The sequence below is a fragment of the Sphingorhabdus pulchriflava genome, from assembly GCF_003367235.1.
Taxonomy (GTDB): domain Bacteria; phylum Pseudomonadota; class Alphaproteobacteria; order Sphingomonadales; family Sphingomonadaceae; genus Sphingorhabdus_B; species Sphingorhabdus_B pulchriflava.
This window is the reverse complement of sequence record NZ_QRGP01000001.1, coordinates 716,745-736,021: the sequence shown is the minus strand read 5'-3', so window position 1 is coordinate 736,021 and position 19,277 is coordinate 716,745. Positions and strand designations below refer to the sequence as shown.

15 protein-coding genes and 1 riboswitch are annotated in these 19,277 nt (G+C 57.5%); of the genes, 4 read left to right on the top strand and 11 right to left on the bottom strand.

Translation table 11 applies throughout. The features are described 5' to 3' along the window. Positions 1-31: 31 nt before the first annotated feature. On the bottom strand, positions 32-751 hold the full coding sequence (locus DXH95_RS03755) for a polysaccharide biosynthesis/export family protein (RefSeq protein WP_115548098.1): 720 nt from the start codon (positions 749-751) through the stop codon (positions 32-34). A gap of 154 nt (positions 752-905) precedes the next feature. Here DXH95_RS03755 and wecB point away from each other — a divergent pair, with 154 nt between their 5' ends. The 3 genes from wecB to DXH95_RS03740 all read left to right on the top strand — a co-directional run bounded on the left by wecB (position 906) and on the right by DXH95_RS03740 (position 4,696). After that, positions 906-2,036 (top strand): non-hydrolyzing UDP-N-acetylglucosamine 2-epimerase, encoded by a 1,131-nt coding sequence (wecB, locus tag DXH95_RS03750; RefSeq protein ID WP_115548097.1) that lies wholly within the window; start codon positions 906-908, stop codon positions 2,034-2,036. Further along, positions 2,023-3,321 carry a UDP-N-acetyl-D-mannosamine dehydrogenase gene (gene wecC / locus DXH95_RS03745; protein ID WP_115548096.1) on the top strand — a complete coding sequence of 433 codons (1,299 nt, stop codon included), beginning with the start codon at positions 2,023-2,025 and terminating at the stop codon, positions 3,319-3,321. The genes wecB and wecC overlap by 14 nt, the downstream gene beginning before the upstream one ends. A 73-nt stretch (positions 3,322-3,394) precedes the next feature. Then, positions 3,395-4,696, top strand: coding sequence for a UDP-glucose dehydrogenase family protein (locus DXH95_RS03740; RefSeq protein ID WP_115548095.1), 1,302 nt, complete (start codon positions 3,395-3,397; stop codon positions 4,694-4,696). Positions 4,697-4,705: 9 nt separating this feature from the next. Here the strand turns inward: DXH95_RS03740 and DXH95_RS03735 are convergent, their stop codons facing one another. Further along, positions 4,706-5,887 carry an acyl-CoA dehydrogenase family protein gene (locus DXH95_RS03735; RefSeq protein WP_115548094.1) on the bottom strand — a complete coding sequence of 394 codons (1,182 nt, stop codon included), beginning with the start codon at positions 5,885-5,887 and terminating at the stop codon, positions 4,706-4,708. A 2-nt stretch (positions 5,888-5,889) separates the two neighbouring features. Then, positions 5,890-7,446, bottom strand: coding sequence for a fatty acid--CoA ligase (locus DXH95_RS03730; protein ID WP_181883560.1), 1,557 nt, complete (start codon positions 7,444-7,446; stop codon positions 5,890-5,892). A gap of 324 nt (positions 7,447-7,770) precedes the next feature. On the opposite strand from DXH95_RS03730, the gene DXH95_RS03725 reads away from it, so the two are divergent. Then, positions 7,771-8,943 (top strand): hypothetical protein, encoded by a 1,173-nt coding sequence (locus DXH95_RS03725; RefSeq protein ID WP_115548093.1) that lies wholly within the window; start codon positions 7,771-7,773, stop codon positions 8,941-8,943. A gap of 33 nt (positions 8,944-8,976) precedes the next feature. Here the strand turns inward: DXH95_RS03725 and gcvPB are convergent, their stop codons facing one another. The 8 genes from gcvPB to ftsZ all read right to left on the bottom strand — a co-directional run bounded on the left by gcvPB (position 8,977) and on the right by ftsZ (position 19,164). Continuing rightward, positions 8,977-10,548 (bottom strand): aminomethyl-transferring glycine dehydrogenase subunit GcvPB, encoded by a 1,572-nt coding sequence (gcvPB, locus tag DXH95_RS03720; RefSeq protein WP_115548092.1) that lies wholly within the window; start codon positions 10,546-10,548, stop codon positions 8,977-8,979. Continuing rightward, entirely contained in the window at positions 10,545-11,900 is a 1,356-nt protein-coding gene (gene gcvPA, locus DXH95_RS03715; protein ID WP_115548091.1) for an aminomethyl-transferring glycine dehydrogenase subunit GcvPA, read from the bottom strand. The genes gcvPB and gcvPA overlap by 4 nt, the downstream gene beginning before the upstream one ends. A 42-nt stretch (positions 11,901-11,942) precedes the next feature. After that, complete coding sequence (gcvH, locus tag DXH95_RS03710; protein ID WP_115548090.1) at positions 11,943-12,314, bottom strand: glycine cleavage system protein GcvH; 372 nt, start codon at positions 12,312-12,314, stop codon at positions 11,943-11,945. A 42-nt stretch (positions 12,315-12,356) separates the two neighbouring features. Continuing rightward, on the bottom strand, positions 12,357-13,493 hold the full coding sequence (gcvT, locus tag DXH95_RS03705; RefSeq protein ID WP_115548089.1) for a glycine cleavage system aminomethyltransferase GcvT: 1,137 nt from the start codon (positions 13,491-13,493) through the stop codon (positions 12,357-12,359). A gap of 124 nt (positions 13,494-13,617) precedes the next feature. Then, positions 13,618-13,707, bottom strand: a riboswitch (glycine riboswitch). Between the two features lie 35 nt (positions 13,708-13,742). Next, on the bottom strand, positions 13,743-14,399 hold the full coding sequence (locus DXH95_RS03700; RefSeq protein ID WP_115548088.1) for an NAD(P)H-binding protein: 657 nt from the start codon (positions 14,397-14,399) through the stop codon (positions 13,743-13,745). Beyond that, positions 14,396-15,562, bottom strand: a complete 1,167-nt coding sequence (locus tag DXH95_RS03695) for a deoxyguanosinetriphosphate triphosphohydrolase (RefSeq protein WP_115549378.1) — start codon at positions 15,560-15,562, stop codon at positions 14,396-14,398. Before DXH95_RS03695 ends, DXH95_RS03700 begins: the two co-directional genes overlap by 4 nt. Positions 15,563-15,603: 41 nt before the next feature. Then, on the bottom strand, positions 15,604-17,601 hold the full coding sequence (locus DXH95_RS03690; protein ID WP_115548087.1) for a tetratricopeptide repeat protein: 1,998 nt from the start codon (positions 17,599-17,601) through the stop codon (positions 15,604-15,606). A gap of 108 nt (positions 17,602-17,709) precedes the next feature. Further along, complete coding sequence (ftsZ, locus tag DXH95_RS03685; protein ID WP_115548086.1) at positions 17,710-19,164, bottom strand: cell division protein FtsZ; 1,455 nt, start codon at positions 19,162-19,164, stop codon at positions 17,710-17,712. Positions 19,165-19,277: the final 113 nt, after the last annotated feature.

The window sequence follows — 19,277 nt, the reverse complement described above, 5'->3', positions numbered from 1 at the left end:
GGCGCTAAAGCTGTGCCCGCCATTCGCAGGTTTAATTGTTGTTCTGCAGGGCGATGATCAGTGGCGTCGTCAGCAATGGAACGATTTGCAGCGCATCCTTGAACAAACGGCGTGCCTGCGAGTCACCGACAACAACAACATCATTCGCAAACACTTCAGGATCTTGATAATTGCCTCGACGGATCGCCTTCAAATTATAGAGCGCCGCAAGCTGCTGCCCCTTAACGGTACGGAAAATCACAACGTCATCCAGTTTCGCGAACTCGGCAGTCCCCTCGGCAGTTGCCACGGCGCGCATCAATGTCATTTTGCCAACCACCGGATAGAGGCCAGGCTTCTTTACCTGACCATCGACGGTAATGACCTGACTGACTGTTTCCTTGAGGTTCACTGTGACCTGCGGATCACGCACATAGCGTGAGCGCAAACGACTTTCGATTTCCTCTTCAATTTCGCCGGGGGTTTTACCAGCAGCTTCGATTACCCCGGCAAGCGGGAAGGAGATGCGGCCGCTGGCATCTGTTTGCACTTCTTTTTCGCTCAGCTCTTCAATGCCAAAAACGTCGATTATCAGTTTGTCGAAAGCGCCAATCAGATAAGGACGCGATTCGGACAACAGGTCGCTGCGGTCAGGAGCCGGCAGTTCACTGGATTCCATCACTGTGATATTTTCAGAACCACCCAAAGCACTCGGTCCTGCGCAGGCAGACAAGAAAACCAATGCAATGAGGGACGAAGTAAGCTTTATCATGAATCCGGTTTCCAAAATTGATTGACCGCCTGCTAGACGATGCAACTGAAGTGTTCCAGCCCGATTTTGGTCAGCATTTGGCCGTTAGCAAATTTCACAACCCTTAACATGCGCTTTAGTATGAATTTAATGCCTGACCGGCTAAAGCGCAGACATGAATGACAAACCCGTTGTCCTGATTATTTTTGGCACACGACCGGAAGCGATCAAGCTGTTCCCGGTAGTACACGCCTTACGCGCGCGTCAGGACGTAAAAGTCCGCGTGCTCGTCACCGGTCAACACCGGCAAATGCTGGACCAAGTTTTGGAAATAGGCGAAATCGCCCCCGACCATGATTTGAATGTCATGGCACCCGACCAAACACTCGATAGCCTGACTGCTAAATTGCTGACCGGTATCGGCGCAGTCATGGATGCTGAGAAGCCTGCGCGCGTCATAGTGCAGGGCGATACGGCAACCGCAATGGTGGGCGCTTTGGCCGCCTATTACCGAAAAATTCCGGTCAGCCATGTCGAGGCAGGCCTGCGCAGTTACAATATCTACCAGCCGTGGCCCGAAGAGGTGAACCGCAAGATTATCGGGACAATTGCTGATCAGCATTTTGCACCAACCGATGTTTCGGCAGCCGCCCTGCGCGCCGAAGCGGTGCCTGGGATTGGCATTTACGTGACCGGCAATACCGTCATCGATGCGCTGCATTGGGTGACAGCCAAGATCGAAACGCATCCAGAATTGGCATCCGGCCTTTCCGAATATGAAGCTCGATTTGCGGGAAAACGGATTATTGGCGTCACCACCCATCGCCGCGAAAATTTCGGCGAAGGTATGGAGAATATCGCGTCCGCGCTGGAGCAGATTGCCGTGCGTGAAGATGTAGCGATCATCTTTCCGGTACATTTGAACCCCAATGTCCGCAAAGTCATGGACGCGCGTCTGGGTGCCAATAGCAATATCGCGATGATCGAACCGCTCGACTACCCGCATTTCGCCCGTCTGCTGGCTATCAGTCATATCATGCTGACCGACAGCGGTGGCGTTCAGGAAGAGGCACCCGCACTGGGAAAACCCGTGCTGGTTATGCGCGATAGGACCGAACGCCCAGAAGGCGTCACGGCGGGCACTGCCAAGCTGGTAGGCACCGACAAGGACCGCATCATATCAGAAATATTCACGCTTCTCGACGATGAAGCAGCCTATTCAACCATGGCGCGCGCGCACAATCCTTTTGGGGACGGCAAGGCGGCCATTCGCATAGCAGGACTGGTAGCGGATGCTTGTCGATAAAAAACCCGATGTGTGTGTGATGGGGCTTGGCTATATCGGCCTCCCTACTGCAGCCGTGATTGCCCGTTCGGGCTGCCGCGTGCTGGGTGTCGACGTGCACCAGCATGTGGTTGACACGATCAACCGCGGCGAAATCCATATCGAGGAAGTCGATCTTGACGGGCTCGTGCAAGGTGTGGTGCAGCGCAAATTGCTGCGCGCGTCAACCAAGGTCGAACCGGCTGACGTCTTTGTGATTGCGGTTCCGACCCCTTTTGGCGAAAACCATTCACCTGACATCAGCTATGTCCTGTCAGCTGCCACCAGTATTGCAGCGGTTCTCAAGGCTGGTGATACGGTGATTGTGGAATCGACTTCGCCAGTTGGCACTACCGAACGTGTGAAAGACCTGATTGCGCAGCTGCGGCCTGACCTGAAAGTGCCCGGCGTTACGGTCGAAACGCCGGAAATCGCGATCGCTTATTGTCCCGAACGCGTGCTGCCCGGGAAAATCCTCGAAGAGTTGATTTCGAACGACCGTTCGATCGGCGGCATTACGCCGCGCTGTGCGCGCAAGGCATTGTCCTTCTACAAGCGTTTCGTTCGCGGAGAATGTGTTACCACCGATGCCCGTTCGGCGGAAATGACCAAGCTGGTCGAGAACGCCTTTCGCGATGTGAATATCGCCTTTGCCAACGAGCTTTCCATCGTCGCCGACCAGATGGGTCTCGACGTTTGGGAGGTGATCCGCCTTGCCAACCGTCACCCGCGCGTCAACATTTTGCAACCTGGCCCTGGCGTTGGCGGACATTGTATCGCGGTTGACCCTTGGTTCATCGTCCATGGCGCACCGGAGCATACGCCGCTCATCCGGACAGCGCGCGAGGTGAATGATGGCAAGGTGGATCATGTCATTGCGCAAGCAACCGCATTGATCGAAGCGAATCCGGACAAGGTCGTGGGCGTACTGGGCCTGGCGTTCAAGGCAAATATTGATGATTTTCGGGAAAGCCCTGCAAAGAAGGTAGCAGCTGCGCTTGGGCATAAGTATGGCAGCCGCGTACGCGTGGTGGAGCCCTATGCCGCTGCGCTACCTCGGGAATTTGACGGCAGCGGTGCCAAGCTGACCGACATCGACAGCGCGCTGCTCGATTGCCAAATATTGATTCCGCTGGTGGATCATGATGCATTCAAGGCAATTCCACTTGCCGAACGAAGCACCAAGCTCGTTTATGATACCCGCGGCATTTGGCCAGACCAGCCTGCTATCGAAGACAATATTGCCCCACTACGGTTGGTTAGCTGATCTTGGCGACCTTGCTGCCTGACCAAGCACAGACTAAAGCACTGCCGATCCCAAGTTACGCAGGAAGTATATAATGAAAATCGCGATGATCGGTTCGGGCTATGTTGGCTTGGTGTCGGGTGCCTGTTTTGCTGATTTCGGGCATGATGTGGTCTGTGTCGACAAAGACCAGAGCAAGATCGACCGGCTGAATGCCAATATCATGCCGATTTACGAGCCTGGCCTTGCTGCATTGGTCAAAACCAATGTCGATGCGGGAAGGCTTAGCTTCTCGATTGATCTGGAGGCTTCGGTCAAGGATTGTGACGCGGTATTTATCGCGGTGGGCACCCCTTCGCGTCGCGGTGATGGCCATGCGGATTTGAGCTATGTCTACGCGGCAGCGAAAGAGATTGGCGAAGCTATCGGACCCAAAACCGTGGTTGTCACCAAGTCGACCGTACCCGTAGGCACAGGGGACGAAGTCGAGCGGATAATCCGTGACGTAAGACCCGACCTCGAGTTTGAAGTTGTCTCCAACCCCGAATTTCTTCGTGAAGGCGCCGCCATTGGCGATTTCAAGCGTCCTGACCGCATAGTCGTCGGCACCGATATCGAATGGGCACGCGAGGTGATGCGCGCTGTCTACCGCCCGCTCTTCCTCAACGAATCGCCGATCCTGTTCACCAGCCGCCGATCGTCGGAACTGATCAAATATGCAGCCAATGCATTCCTCGCGACCAAGATCACCTTCATCAATGAAATGGCCGACCTATGCGAGAAACTTGGTGCCAATGTGCAGGATGTCTCACGCGGGATCGGGCTCGACAACCGTATCGGCAGCAAGTTCCTCCATGCAGGGCCCGGCTATGGCGGCAGCTGCTTTCCCAAGGACACGCTGGCACTGCTCAAAACCGCGCAGGACAATGACACACCGGTGCGTATCGTCGAGGCTGTGGTGCAAGCCAATGATCTCCGCAAGCGGGCCATGGGTCGCAAAATCGTCAATGCGCTGGGTGGCGATGCGCGCGGTAAGAAGGTTGCGCTGTTTGGTCTGACCTTCAAGCCCAACACCGACGACATGCGCGATGCGCCGTCAATCGCGATCGTCCAGACGCTGATCGACGCCGGGGCCGAGGTCTATGCGCACGACCCTGAAGGCATGGAAGAAGCCGCCAAGATACTTCCTCAAGTCAAGATGACCGATAGCGCCTATACCGCTGCCGAAGGTGCCGACGCAGTTGCCATTGTAACTGAATGGGATGCCTATCGCGCGCTCGACCTCGCCAAGCTCAAAGCTGTGATGGCGGGCGACGTCCTTGTCGACCTGCGCAACATCTACCGCCCCGAAGAAGGCGCCAAGGCAGGGTTCGATTATTATAGCGTCGGGCGGTAATCTCGGCCGTTAAAGGCCTAGCACCAGCTTGGCCATGATATTGCGCTGGATCTCATTTGATCCACCATAGATCGAGGCTGCACGACCGTTGAAGTAGCGTGCAGTCGCGGTCAGCGCGCTTTCGGGGCCAACATAGCCTTCATTGCTGCCCGCTTGCCGCGCCTCATATTGATAGGGCGCAGCGTAAATGCCCGCGACATCGACTGCCAGTTCCTGAATCTTCTGCTGGCACTCGGTGCCCTGCACCTTGAGCATTGATGATGCTGGCCCCGGATCGCGGCCCTCACCGATTGCTGCCAGCACCATATCCTCGACCGCATGGATGGTGCGCACCTGCGAATCGAGTTCGGCAAAACGGCGACGGATGGCGGGGTCGTCCAGCATTTCAGCTTCTTTAGCTGCTGCACGCACCTCGGCGAGCGCCTCGATTAGCCCAGCTGCATAGGCAGCCGCGCGCTCATATTCCAGCAATGTCTTGGCCACCGTCCAGCCCTTGCCTTCATCGCCCAGCCGGTTCGACTTGGGCACGCGGACATTGTCAAAGAACACCTGATTGAAATCATGATCGCCTGCGATCGAGATGATCGGCTTTACCGTGATCCCCGGTGTCGACATTTCCAGCAGCAGGAAGGTGATACCTTCTTGGGGTCTACCATCACGATTGGTGCGCACGAGACAGAACATGTGGTTGGCTACATGCGCATGCGTGGTCCAGATTTTCGAACCATTGAGCACATAATTGTCGCCATCACTATCAGCGCGCAACTGCAAGGCAGCAAGGTCTGACCCCGCCTGTGGCTCGCTATAACCCTGACACCAATAATGCTCGCCTGCGAGCAGCTTGGGCAGATAATAGTCTTTCTGGGCCTCACTGCCATATTTCATGATGACCGGCGCAACCATTTTCAAGCCCATCGGCGCAAGGCTGGGCGCCCCTGCCCGCGCGTATTCGGAAGCGAAGATATAGCGTTGTGCCTCGTTCCAGCCGGTTCCACCCCGCTCGACCGGCCAGTGCGGCGCGACCCAGCCCTTGCGCAGCAGAATTGCCTGCCAGGCCAGATTGAATTCCTTTTCAACAAACACGCTGGTCGCTCGATTGTGCGCCTGACGCAATTCAGGTGGAAGGTTTTCGGCGAGCCAACTGCGCACCTCGGCACGGAAGGCATTTTGGTCTATCCGGGTGTCACTCATCGTCAATTCACCTGCCGCTCATAGCCTTCCCAATACGGCGCTCGCAGATCCTTGCGCAGAATCTTGCCTGATGGGTTGCGTGGCAAAGCGTCGATGATGTCGATCGATTTGGGCACCTTGAACGGCGCAATCCGTTCGCGGGCCCAGGATATGACGCTTTCGGGATCGATGGTTGCACCAGGCTTTGGCGCGCAGACAGCCTTCACTGCCTCTCCCCATTTGGGATCGGGCACGCCAATTACGGCCACTTCCAACACGTCGGGATGACCATAGATCGCGCTTTCGACCTCGGCGGGATAGACATTCTCGCCGCCTGAAATGATCAAATCCTTCACCCGGTCGTGGATGTAGAGATAGCCATCCTCATCCATATAACCGGCGTCACCGGTCTTGACCCAGCCATCGCGGGTCATGGTCTTTTCGGTCGCTTCCTCCAGATTCCAATAGCCGATCATGTTGTTCGAAGACCGGGTCCAGATTTCACCCACTTCGCCAGTCGACGCTTCATTACCCTCAGCATCGACAACCTTGATTTCCACGCCGGGCAGCGGCTTGCCTGCGCTGCGCATGCGGGGATTGCCATTGGGGTCGTGATCCTCGGGCGGAAGCATGCAGATAGTGCCCGTCGTCTCGGTCATCCCGTAATTCTGGATGAAGCCGCATTTGAACATCTGGATGCACTGGCGCAGAAGTTCGAGCGGGATTGGCGCCGCGCCGTAGAGGATATATTTGAGTCGGGTGAAATCAACGGTGGCGCAGCGCGGGTGCTGCAGCAGGATATGGAGTGCCGCCGGTACGATGAACAGGCGGGTTACACCGCCGGTTTCAACCGAATCAAAGAAGCCGTCGGGTGTGAATTCAGCAAGGATATAAGCAGGCAGACCGGCAGCTACCGACATGACACCGAGCCCCGTTCCACCAATATGCGCGCAGGGCATGGCAACGAGGACAACCTCGTCATCATCCCATTTGGTATAGGCCAAATCTGTCTGGCTCGAATGTTTGCGCAGCGCGAAAAGATTCCGATTTGAAAGCACCGCACCCTTGGGATTGCCCGTGGTGCCCGAAGTGTAGAGCTGCAATACTGCATCATCGGGGACCGCAGCCTCAAATGGCGCGCGGGTTGTTGCGTCAACCATCGCCCGCGCTTCAGGGTCGGTGATCACCTGTTCAACATGGGGCAGCAAGCCCTCCATCGAGGACGGGGCCGCTTCAAAGCCCTTACCGAGGAACAGAATCTTCGCCTTAGTGTCGTTGATAATGTAGGCCCATTCGGGCGGAGCTAAGCGCCAGCCTACCGGAACCATGACAATACCCGCACGCGCCGCGCCGTAGAACAGCGTGAAATAGATATCGCTGTTCTTGCCGATCCAGGCGATCCGGTCGCCTTTTTTCAAGCCTTTGGCGAGAAGCGCTGTCGCCACCCGCGCTGTGCGTTCTTCGAGTTCTGCGTAGGTGAAGAAACGGTCTTCTTCACGCATGGCAAGGCGATCCCCGCGTTCATCGGCCCAATGACGAATGAATTCGTCGAAACTCATCAATTCCGAAGTATCGGCCATTATCTTCCTCTCCCAAGAAGATCGGCTGGTCGAACACAGCCGCTCCACTCCTTAATTGGCGAGGCGAATGCGGCTGTCAATGCGAAGTTTAATCGAACGATTAAATTTTAAGCGTCGGCGGAGTGTACAATGCTGCCGAGCCACAGATCCGACTAGTGCTTTTATCTGCATTGTCGTTGGCAGACCAGCCGCCTATCTTTGTCGATCAGTGACTTGCGCTGTTCGGTATATGTGAACATCGGTGATCCAACCGATCCCAAGCGACCAGTTCCGGCCGAAAGGAAATCAATGCTCTCCCGTACTTTAGCTGCTTTTTGTTCAATAATGCTCGCCGGTTCAGCAATTGCGGCGACGGAGCCGGCAAATCGCGAAATCGTGGTCATTGGCCAGTCGCTCAAAGATACTCAAAAGGCGCTCGCCGATTGCATCGCGCGAGGATGCCCGCCCGATGAGGAAATTCGAGCCGCCCTCGCCCATGCTGAGAACCAGTTTATCACCGGCGACTATCGTGACGCCAAGACGACGTTGAACAAGACGGCGGCGCGCAACCGCAAACATGGCGGACAATATCCTATCGAGGTGTCGGACCTGTTTCGTGCATCAAGCCGGATTGCGGAGCATCTGGGCGAAGGAAAACAGTTTCAGCTTTCGGTTCTCGATATGCGGGACACGCTGAAAGAGGCTCTGCCCGCTGAAGATGCCCGTGTTCTGGTCGCACAAATTGAAGTCGGCGATAGCCGTGCCAAACTCGGCTATCCCGATGAAGCGCTCCGGATTTACAAAGACGTCGAAGTCAAAGCCGCGAAAGCGAATCTTCCCCGTGTGACTGCCTTCGCCCGTTTGCGCGGACTGCTGTTAAACTATGGCCGCGGTGACGAGGGCCAATATGCCGCGATCAAGCAAAAAGCACGCGATGGACTGAGCGATATGGCGCAAAAACCCATAGTGGGTGCCGAAGATATGGCGTTGGTCGCTGAAGTGGCGCTTGCCCGCATCGAACGTAAGGAAGGCAAAGGCCAAAGCACCGAAGCGATCATCCGCCGCTTTGCGGAAAGTGGAGGGGCAGACCGGCCAATCCTCTTATCGGCTGAGCCCATCAAATTGCCTGACAATCCGCGGATGAATGCCGACAAATCGGTCGGCGGCAATGTATTGGCACTAACTGCTGGTAATTTCGAGGATCGCTGGCTCGACGTGGGCTTCTGGGTGAACAGCAATGGCCTTGTCAGCGATGTCGAAATACTGCGCTCCGAAGGCAATCTGGATTGGGCGAAGCTGGTATCAGAGTCTATCAGAAGCCGCATCTACGCGCCGCTCAAAAAGACCGACAAAGACGCCAGCCCTGCCTTCTATATGGTGGAGCGCTACACATATACCGCACGCTATATGGACGAAACGACGGGGACGCGCATCGCGCGTCGAAGCCCGCAACCCCGTATCGAACGCATCGATATTACACCAGAAAATTACGACAAGCCCGTTCAGCCGAAAGGTTGAACTGCAACGTAATATTGAAGCCGAATAGACCTATCACTCAGCCGCGATAGGCAATTCGGCTTCCTTCCACACCAGCACAGGTTTGCGCGCCGCCAATGTTTCGTCGAGGCGACGGCGGGGGGCAAAGTGCGGGGCGCTTTTAAGCGCCGGATCGCCCTGCTTCGCCCGATTGGCAACCGAACGCAGCGCGCCGATGAACTGGTCGAGCGCAGCCTTGCTTTCAGTCTCGGTCGGCTCGACAAGCATCGCGCCATGGACCACCAGCGGGAAATAGACTGTCATCGGGTGATAGCCCTCGTCGATCATCCCCTTCGCGACATCGAGCGTCGAGAAGCCCTCTGCGAGGCCATTGTCGGTGAACAAAGCCTCATGCATGCACGGGCCCGACGCGCCAAAGGGCGCTTCGAGCGTACCTTCCAGGCTGCGCAACACATAGTTGGCGTTGAGCACCGCATCCTCGGCCACCTGGCGCAGGCCATCCGCGCCGTGGCTCATGATGTACGCCAGCGCACGAGTGAACATGCCCATCTGGCCGTGAAAGGCAGTCATGCGGCCGAAAGTTTCGGGATGCATCTCCCCGGCGGCTTCCTCTTCGACCAGCTTGAAGCTGCCATCGGGCATCTTGGCCACAAAGGGGATCGGCCCATAAGGCGAAAGTGCCTCGGACAGCACAACGGGACCAGAACCCGGGCCACCGCCGCCATGCGGGGTGGAGAAGGTCTTGTGCAGGTTGATATGCATCGCATCGACGCCCAGATCGCCCGGGCGAACACGACCGACGATGGCGTTGAAATTGGCACCGTCGCAATAGACATAGCCGCCCGCTGCATGCACCGCGTCTGAAATGATCTTCAGATCGCGTTCGAACAGGCCGCAGGTGTTCGGATTGGTGATCATCACACCTGCCACATCGGGACCAAGGCGTGCCTTGAGCGCAGCCACATCGACGCGGCCTTCAGGCGTCGCCGGGATATTTTCCACGCTGAAACCTGCAAAGGCAGCCGTCGCCGGGTTGGTTCCATGCGCGCTCTCGGGAACGAGGATAACCGGGCGGTCTTCACCGCGCGCATCTAGCGCGGCCTTGATTGCAAGGATACCGCACAATTCACCATGCGCGCCGGCCTTGGGTGACATGGCAACGCCGTGCATTCCGGTCAGGTCAACAAGCCAGAAGGCAAGTTCGTTGATTACCTGCAACGCACCCTGCACCGTTTCCTGCGGTTGCAGCGGGTGAACGTCAATAAAGCCCTTCATCCGCGCGACCTTTTCGTTGAGGCGCGGGTTGTGCTTCATTGTGCAGCTGCCGAGCGGGAACAGGCCGAGATCGATCGCGTAATTTTGACGCGACAGGCGGGTATAATGGCGGACGGTTTCGGGTTCCGAAAGGCCGGGCAGACCGATCTCGCGGTTACGCTCCAGCCCGCCGAGACGCGATTGCACCTTGGGCGCGGGATCAAAATCGACGCCGGTGGTGTGACTGTCGCCAATCTCGAAAATCAGCGCTTCTTCGAGCATCAGCGCGCGATTTCCGGTGAAGGTTTCTGCCGCCATGACGTCACTTTCACCCATTTCCGGCCGCCAGCCGCTTGCGTTTACCGTGCTCATGACAACACCTCCTGCAAAGTCGCCGCAAAGGTTTCGACATCCTCCTCGCTAACCACTTCGGTCACCGCGACGAGCAAGCCATTTTCGAGGGTCGTTTCGCCTGGATAGAGGCGACCCAGCGATACACCGCCAAGCACCTTCTTCGCCGCCAGCTTGTGCACCACATCACGGGCATTGACGGGAAGTTTCAAAGTGAATTCGTTGAAGAAGCTGTCATTGACGAGGCTGACGCCCTCGATCTGCGTCAGCCGGTCGGCTGCCTGCACAGCACGCGCATGGTTCAGCGCTGCGAGTTCGCGCAGACCGCGTTCACCCAGCAAGCTCATATGAATGCTGAAAGCCAGCGCACAAAGTCCTGAATTTGTACAGATATTACTCGTCGCTTTCTCGCGCCGAATATGCTGCTCGCGCGTCGAAAGCGTCAGCACAAAGCCGCGCTTGCCCTCGGCATCGACCGTTTGACCGCACAGTCGACCCGGCATTTGCCGCACGAACTTCTCTTTGCAGGCAAACAGGCCGACATAGGGCCCACCAAATTGCAGGCCGACGCCGAGCGACTGCCCTTCGCCAACCACAATATCAGCGCCCATTTCTCCGGGAGACTTGATCGCGCCAAGCGCCACAGGCTCTGTCACCACCGCGATCAGCAGCGCGCCATGTTCATGAGCCTTCTGAGCTATCGCGCTTAAGTCTTCAATACGGCCGAGAATATCGGGATATTGCACCACCACACAGCTGGTTTCGCCATCGATCGAAGCCAGCAACCTTCCGGTATCGCTTTGCGCCATATCGAGCGCCGCAAGTTCGAGCGTATCGCCGGTAAAGCGTGCCATCGTCTTTGCGACGCTGACATAATGCGGGTGCAAGCCCGAGGAGATAACCGCCTTGCTCCGCTTGGTCACGCGCCCAGCCATCCCGATCGCTTCCCAGCAGGCGGTTGAGCCGTCATACATGGAGGCGTTAGCAACATCGCAGCCGAAAAGGCGCGCAACCTGTGTCTGGAATTCGAACAGCATCTGTAGCGTGCCCTGCGCGATTTCCGGCTGATACGGCGTGTAAGCCGTCAGAAATTCGCCGCGCTGGATCAGATGGTCGACGCTTGCCGGAACATGGTGCTTATACGCCCCTGCCCCGAGGAAAAAGGGATGATGCGCCGCCGCCATATTCTTGCGCGCCATCGCCGAAAAATGCCGTTCGACAGCCATTTCGCTCGCATGCATCGGCAGGCCCGGAATCGGTCCTTTCAGACGTGCCTCTTCGGGCACGTCGACGAACAGGTCATCAATCGACGCCGCACCGATGGTGGCAAGCATCGCCTGCCGATCGGTATCAGTCAGCGGTAAGTAGCGCATAATCTCTTCCTTCTTCCCTCCCGCCTGCGGGAGGGAAATTGATCAAAGCGAATCCACAAATGCCTTGTAAGCTGCCGCATCCATCAGCCCGTCGAGTTCAGACGGATCGCTGAGTTCCAGCTTGAAGAACCAGCCGGCACCCTCGGGATCGCTGTTGACCAGCGCTGGATCGTCGGCAAGCGCATCATTGCCTTCGGTCACCGTGCCCGAAACTGGCGCGTAAACGTCTGAGGCGGCCTTCACCGATTCAACAACCGCTGCATCGCCACCCTTGGAAAGCGTCGTGCCAACCGCCGGAACTTCGGCAAAAACGATGTCGCCCAATTGGCCCTGCGCATAGTCGGTTATGCCCACGGTTGCGGTGTTGCCTTCGACTTCGATCCATTCATGCTCGTCGGTGAAATAACGGGTCATTTGCTCGCTCCTCGTTTTTTAGTTGCCGCGATTTCCGAGTTGTCAGGCTTTCGCCTGACTTGAAATCGCTCTGCGATGATAATTGTGTGGAATGAAGGGCATCGCCGCAACCTCCAGAGGCACGCGTTTTCCGCGCACCTCGGCCTCAAGCGGCGTTCCGATACTGTTATGGCTGGCGTCGACATAACCCATGGCAATCGGCGCACCGACGCTGGGAGCAAATCCGCCCGAAGTGACAATCCCGACCTGCGTGTCACCCGCAAAAATCGGCGCACCTTCGCGCACCGGCATCTTGCCCTCGACCGACAGGCCAACCAGCTTGCGGGGCGGGCCTTCGGCGATCTCTGCGAGGATCCTTTGGGCACCCGGAAATCCACCTTCGCTGCGGCGGCGCTTGTTGATCCCGAACATGAGCCCCGCCTCGATCGGAGAGGTATCGGGCGAAAGATCGTGCCCATATAAAGGCAGCCCGGCCTCTAGCCGCAGCGAATCCCGAGCGCCAAGACCGATTGGTTTCACTTCGGACTCATTGCAAAGCAACTCAGCTACCTTCTCAGCCTGGTCGGCTGGTATTGATATCTCGAACCCGTCCTCTCCAGTATAGCCAGATCGGCTGATCGCCGCAGGAACGCCGTCCAATTCGAAATGGCCGAAATGCATGAATGTCAGCGCTGATAGCGGCCACTCACCGACGACGTGGCGCTCCAGCGCAGCAAAGGCTTTTGGCCCCTGAAGAGCAAGCAGCGCCCGATCCTCCAGATGATTGATCGTTACCGCTTCAGTCAGGTTCTTGCGCAGATGGGCGATGTCGTCCCACTTTGTCGCGCCATTAACCACCAAAAAAAGTTTATTCGGCCAGCGCGAGACCATGAGGTCATCGAGCACACCCCCTTTCTCGTCCAGCAATAGTGAATAACGCTGATCACCGAGATTGAGCGTGCTAAGATCGATTGGCAACAGCGCCTCGACCGCAGCGTCCAGACCTTCGCCAGACAGGAGTAACTGCCCCATATGGCTGACATCAAACAAACCCGCATTTTCGCGCGTCCACAGATGTTCGGCCATGATGCCTTCATATTGAATTGGCATCGCATAGCCGGCAAACGACACCATGCGGGCACCTTTGGTACGATGCCAATCGCCCAGCGGCAGTTCGAGCATGTCGGTATCGTCGCTCATAAATTCTCCGCACAAAGGTTCAGCCAGCGATCGCGTCGCTGCCTGCCCCCTCTGTCACGGATACCTGAGAGCTTTACCCCTTCGGTGGCCCCGCCTTGCACGGGACGCTTTCCAGAGTGTCGCAAAAGCCAAAACGGTCCTTTTGCCTGAGAGATTCCGGGGCGGTTGCTCCTTCGGCGGCGGGGCTTCCCCCGCGCTCTCCCGTTTCGTCAGCGACTGAGTCGGCCTTGGCTTTTGCCTGCCCTAGAGTCAACCGGCGAGCGCGCGGATCGCATCATTTTCGTGGATATGTTTTCCGTGCCCGCCTGCGAGCGCAAGATGGGCGATAGCCTGAGCGACGGCCAGCGCCGGAATCGAGCGGTAACGGCTGAGCCCACCGACCATCAGCAGGTCGGTGAGCGGTGCCAGCATGATTGCGACACTCTCCCCTGGACGGCTTTCGGAGCGTTCCCCACCCGTCAGCAAACCCGGACGCAGGAAGTCGACCCGGTCGAAACCCATATGCGCCATCGCAGCCTCAGCTTCGCCTTTGGTCTTGAGATAGAAATTGGAGGCTTTGTCCGATGCACCAACCGAGGACACGGCAATCATGTGCCGAGCACCGGCGGCTTTCGCGGCCGAGGCAAATTCAGCCACCAGATCGAAATCGACGGCGCGGAAAGCGGCTTTTGATCCTGCAGTGCGCATGGTCGTGCCTAAACAGGAGATGGCAACAACTGGCTTGATCGCCGCAACCTCAATCGGCCAGTCTGAGGCAGCCGCTTCGTGCACAATCACGCCCGTTGGCACACACTCTGGCTTTCGGCGGACAAGGATATGAGGTTCGACGCCCTCCTGCCCTGCTAGCGCTACCACCAACTGCTTGCCGATAAGTCCCGTCGCGCCTGCAATGACGATCCGTTTCATTTGCCAAACCCCTCATGCTCGCCGCCGAATATCTCACGATGGCAATTGACCGCGAACCGGTCGGTCATTCCGGCAAGAAAATCGCCGATATGGCGTGCACGTGCAGGCTGTTCGTCAGGCAGGCTATCGTGCCATTCCTGCGGCAGCAATCCGGCATCTCCGCTATAGGCTTCGAACAAGTCTGCAATCACCTTGGCCGCACGTTCGGCAGCGCTGATCTGGGTCGGGTGGTGATAGAGATTGGCGTACATGAACGACTTGAGCGTGCGTTCGCGCCCGGCCAGCTCGTCGGAAAAACCGCCAATTGTGTGGCCCGCGGCGCGCACATCATCCACCGTTTGTATGCCAGCTTCGGTGATGCGAAGCTTGGTGTTTTCAATCACATCATTGACCATGACGCCAATCTGTTCGCGGATCAGCTCGCGCAGCAGCGTTTCATGCCGAGCACCCGGATAGCGATCGCAAATCGCCCTCCAGCGTCGTTCGACAAAGGGCAGCTCGAGCAGTTGGTCGATCGTCAACAAGCCTGCGCGGATACCATCGTCAATGTCGTGATTATCATAGGCAATGTCGTCCGAAATCGAGGCAATCTGCGCCTCTAGTGAAGCAAAGCTGGTAAGTCCGAGCGGAAACTCGGCATCGATTTCGCGCAGCGCCCAATTGGGATCGCGGACCGGCCCATTATGCTTGGCGAGTCCTTCCATCAGTTCCCAACTGAGGTTCAAGCCGGGCCAGAGCGGATAAGGCGATTCCAGCTTGGACAGAGTACGCAGCGTCTGCGCGTTGTGATCAAAGCCACCAAAAGGCGCCATTGCTTCCTCCAGCGCATCCTCCCCTGCATGGCCGAAGGGCGGATGGCCGATATCATGCGCAAGACACAATGCCTCCGTCAAATCTTCATCGAGACCCAGCGCACGAGCGATAGTGCGGCCAATCTGCGCGACTTCCAGGCTGTGGGTCAGGCGGACGCGATAGTGATCGCCATCGGGCGCGATGAATACCTGCGTCTTGTAACGCAGGCGGCGAAAGGCAATCGAGTGGATGATCCGGTCGCGATCACGCTGGAAAATATTGCGCGGGCCGCGCGCCTCCCCACCCGGTTCGGGATAGAGCCTTCCGCGACTGGTTTCAGGATTGCAGGCAAAAGTTGCGCGGCTGAGCATGGGCATGCGCTTTGCACCAGAGGCGTTAACAAAACCAGCCGCTATTTGGCGCCGAGCTTCTTTACGACGGTGCCATTCTCGCTGTTCCAGACGAAGCTGCTACCCCCGGCCTTGCGATAATCGGTGTCCCATTTCTTCGCCGCCTGGGCGTTCGCAAAGGGGCCAACCAGCAAGCGGCTCGATTTGCCCCAGACCGATGTCCAGCCTTCCTTGCCCTTGAACAGTTCTGGCGATTTCTTGGCAAAGCGGCGATAGTCTCCACCCAAGGCTGCTTCAGCACCAGTGGCCACCTGCACCCAGATTCGCGCTGGCTGAGGCGGCGCTTTGGGTTCTGCCTTTGCTTTGGCAGTTTTCGGATCGACCGCATTTTCCGGCTTCGGCTGGGCCGGTTTGATTTTGGTCAGATCAACCGGGGCGACTGCACGTTCCTGTTCGCTTTTCGGAATTTCGATCGATTCAACCACTGCGGCCAGATCGAAAGATCTGGCAGGGCTTTGTACCGTGGCGATCGGTGGTTGTTCGACAGGAGGAGCGGGCTGCGCGGTTTGAACCGGCGACGGCGTGCCGACATTTTCCGCCGTTGTTACGATAACGACCTGTTCGCCGACAATCCGCCCGTCCGGTAATGGGCCCTGTGGCTCAGGCGATATTACTGCCTTCGGCGGCGATTGCGTAGGTGCGGCGACCTGCACAGGTTCAGCCACCGCAATCTTGGTCGACTGAACCTTAGCCGCTACTTCAGCAGGCGTTCGAGGCGGTTTACCCGCAGATTCCATGGCGGGCGGCGATGCTGCCTGTGCTTGCCGCGCTATCGTCTGGTCATAAGCCGAGGATGCGACAACCTTGGGTGCCGCAGGAGGCAGAGTTGCGGCCGGAGTTGCAACAGGCGAGGCTGTCACTGCCGCTTTTGGCCGTTCAATCGGCGGCAACACCAGTTTCACCGGAGCGCGGGCACTATCGGGGGGAGGCAATGACCCGGTCGCAAGAACAACAGGCTTGGATTTGCTAGCTTCCGCGACTTTAGCTTGCGCGGTTTCAGTTGAGAACCCAGGCGCAGCCGTTTCCCGCCCACCCTTCTTGCCTGGCTTCACTACCTTTTCCGTATCGCGCTTTACGGCGGTTGTTTTTCGCCCCTTTGCTCCCAACGGTTCTCCCGACGGGATCAAGCGATCCTGTCCGCTAGCAGCGCCAGCCGGTTTTGGCGCCGGACCATTCGCCGCTATTTGGCGGATTTCGGCACTGTCTTCGCCAATACGGCCCACCGGAAAGTGCCCAAAATGGAACGCTGCAGCTTTCTGTGCATCGGTTAGCCGGACCATTTGGCGCAGATAGGGTTCGAAACGGCGAGCCGAATCCGCACTTAGAAACCCTTGCGTTATCTGCATTGCTTCGCGCGTTTCACCCCGTGATGCCAGCATCAGCGCTCGTGCCCGCCAAGCCTCGGGATCGTTTTTCTGTAATAGCGGAACAAGCATCGCATCCGCTTCGTTGGCTTTTCCAGCCATTGACAATGACATTGCCTGCCGCCGCACGGCTTCATCATTGTCCCAAAAACTGCGGGCGAGTTTATAGTCCTGCTGCGCCCGTTCAAAATTACCCAAAAGGTCGAACGCCAACGCGCGGTCCAACGCTATTGAGCGTTCGTTCGCACCCAACTTCAGCGCATCGTCGAAATAGCGCAAAGCCTCAAACGGATTTTCTGTGCGAACATGTGCCGCACCGAGACCTGCAATGATGCGTGCATTGCCCGGCTGAATACCGTTTGCGCGCGTGAAGAAATTGAGCGCCGCCTGCGCGTCGCCCAGCTTTAACGAGGCATAGCCTGCGTCAGTGAGCGCCAATGGATCGGTCGGCCGCTGCGCCATCCGGCGCACGGCATCGCGCAGTTCGGCCGAACCAGGCGCTTCAGGTGGCTTGAACGCTGGCGCAGGCTGCTTGTCCAGCGCCTCAAGTGCGCTTTCGTCGGCGTCCTGCGCCGCAAGTGGCATTGCCAGTGCAACAGTCGCCAGCATAGAAAGACGTAACAACATTACATTCATGCCGACGCAACTGGGGGTTGACCCGATAAATTGCAAACGCGCAGGTGTTTTGGTCGGCAAACAGTGCCGCATGCTCGACGAGCGGCAGGCGGCACTGTCAAAATTGCGTCAATTGTTGCTTTGACGATCGAGGAAGCGTGGAATGTTGATTCCGGTATCGCCCTCTTCCTCTTCCTTTTCGTCTCCACGAGTCAAGCCGCGCGAGAGACTCGACATGCGTTCGAAAAGGGTACCGCCGCCACTGTTGACGCGCGGCGCAGGCGGAAGTGATTCCGAATCCTGGTCGCTATCGCTATTTGAACCATAAACAACTGGCTGTGGCTGTTCGTCGGCAACATGCGCTTCGCCAAGCTCAAGCAGATCATCACTACCTGTCGCCACCGGTTCGGCATATGCCTCACCCGAAGCGTAGGTATGAGGTTCGCCATATTCAGGCGCAGATTCTTCAGCAGGTGTAAATTCTTCCGAGGCGTAGTCTGCGGTGTCGAGTTCAAGCGGTTCCGCGACAGGTTCGGCAACCGGCTCATAGCTGGGCACTACCGGAGCAGGCCTGCTTTCAAACGAATAAGCGCGCGCCGGTGCCACGGCTGCCTGGCCGTCTTGGTCAATGCCCGTTGCCACCACCGACACACGGATCTTGCCGTTGAGGCCTTCATTGAAGGCCGAACCCCAAATGATATTTGCGTCGGGATCGACCAGTTCACGGATGTGATTAGCCGCTTCATCAACTTCCATCAGACGCATGTCTTCACCGCCGGTGATCGAGATGATTACGCCCTTGGCACCTTTCATTGAAACGCCATCGAGCAACGGGTTCGCGATTGCTTTTTCGGCAGCCTCGAGCGCGCGACCGTCGCCGTCAGCTTCGCCAGTACCCATCATCGCCTTGCCCATTTCGTGCATCACCGAACGCACGTCGGCAAAGTCGAGGTTGATGAGGCCGGGCATGACCATAAGATCGGTGATACCGCGAACACCCTGTTGCAATACTTCATCTGCAAGCAGGAAGGCTTCCTTGAAAGTCGTATTCGGGTTGGCGACAAGAAACAGATTTTGGTTCGGGATGACGATCAGCGTGTCAACATGCGCCTGCAACTCGTCAATACCTGCATCCGCCGAACGCATGCGACGCGAGCCTTCGAAAAGAAACGGTTTGGTAACGACGCCAACGGTCAGGATATTCATTTCGCGGGCAGCGCGAGCAATCACAGGTGCAGCGCCGGTGCCGGTGCCTCCACCCATTCCCGCTGCGATAAAGCACATATGTGCCCCGCGCAGCGCTTCCTTCACCTGCTCCATTGTTTCTTCGGCAGCGGCGCGGCCAACTTCAGGCCGTGAACCGGCTCCAAGGCCTTGCGTGATGTCAGGACCAAGCTGGATGCGATACTCAGCAGGAGAAGCATTTAGCGCCTGCGCGTCGGTATTTGCGACAATGAAATCGACGCCCTCTACGCGCGCATTGATCATGTTCGCTATGGCGTTGCCCCCTGCCCCACCGACACCGATCACCGCAATTTTGGGTTTCAGTTCATCGACGATTGGCGGACCGATGTTGATGCTCATTCCTATTCACTCCCTTGGCCAGTCAGGCATCACAAAATGTGGTTTCAAACCCCCGTTATCGCGGTCTTGTGGCACAAATTAACCCTCAAGACACCCAAAAGTTACCCACAGGC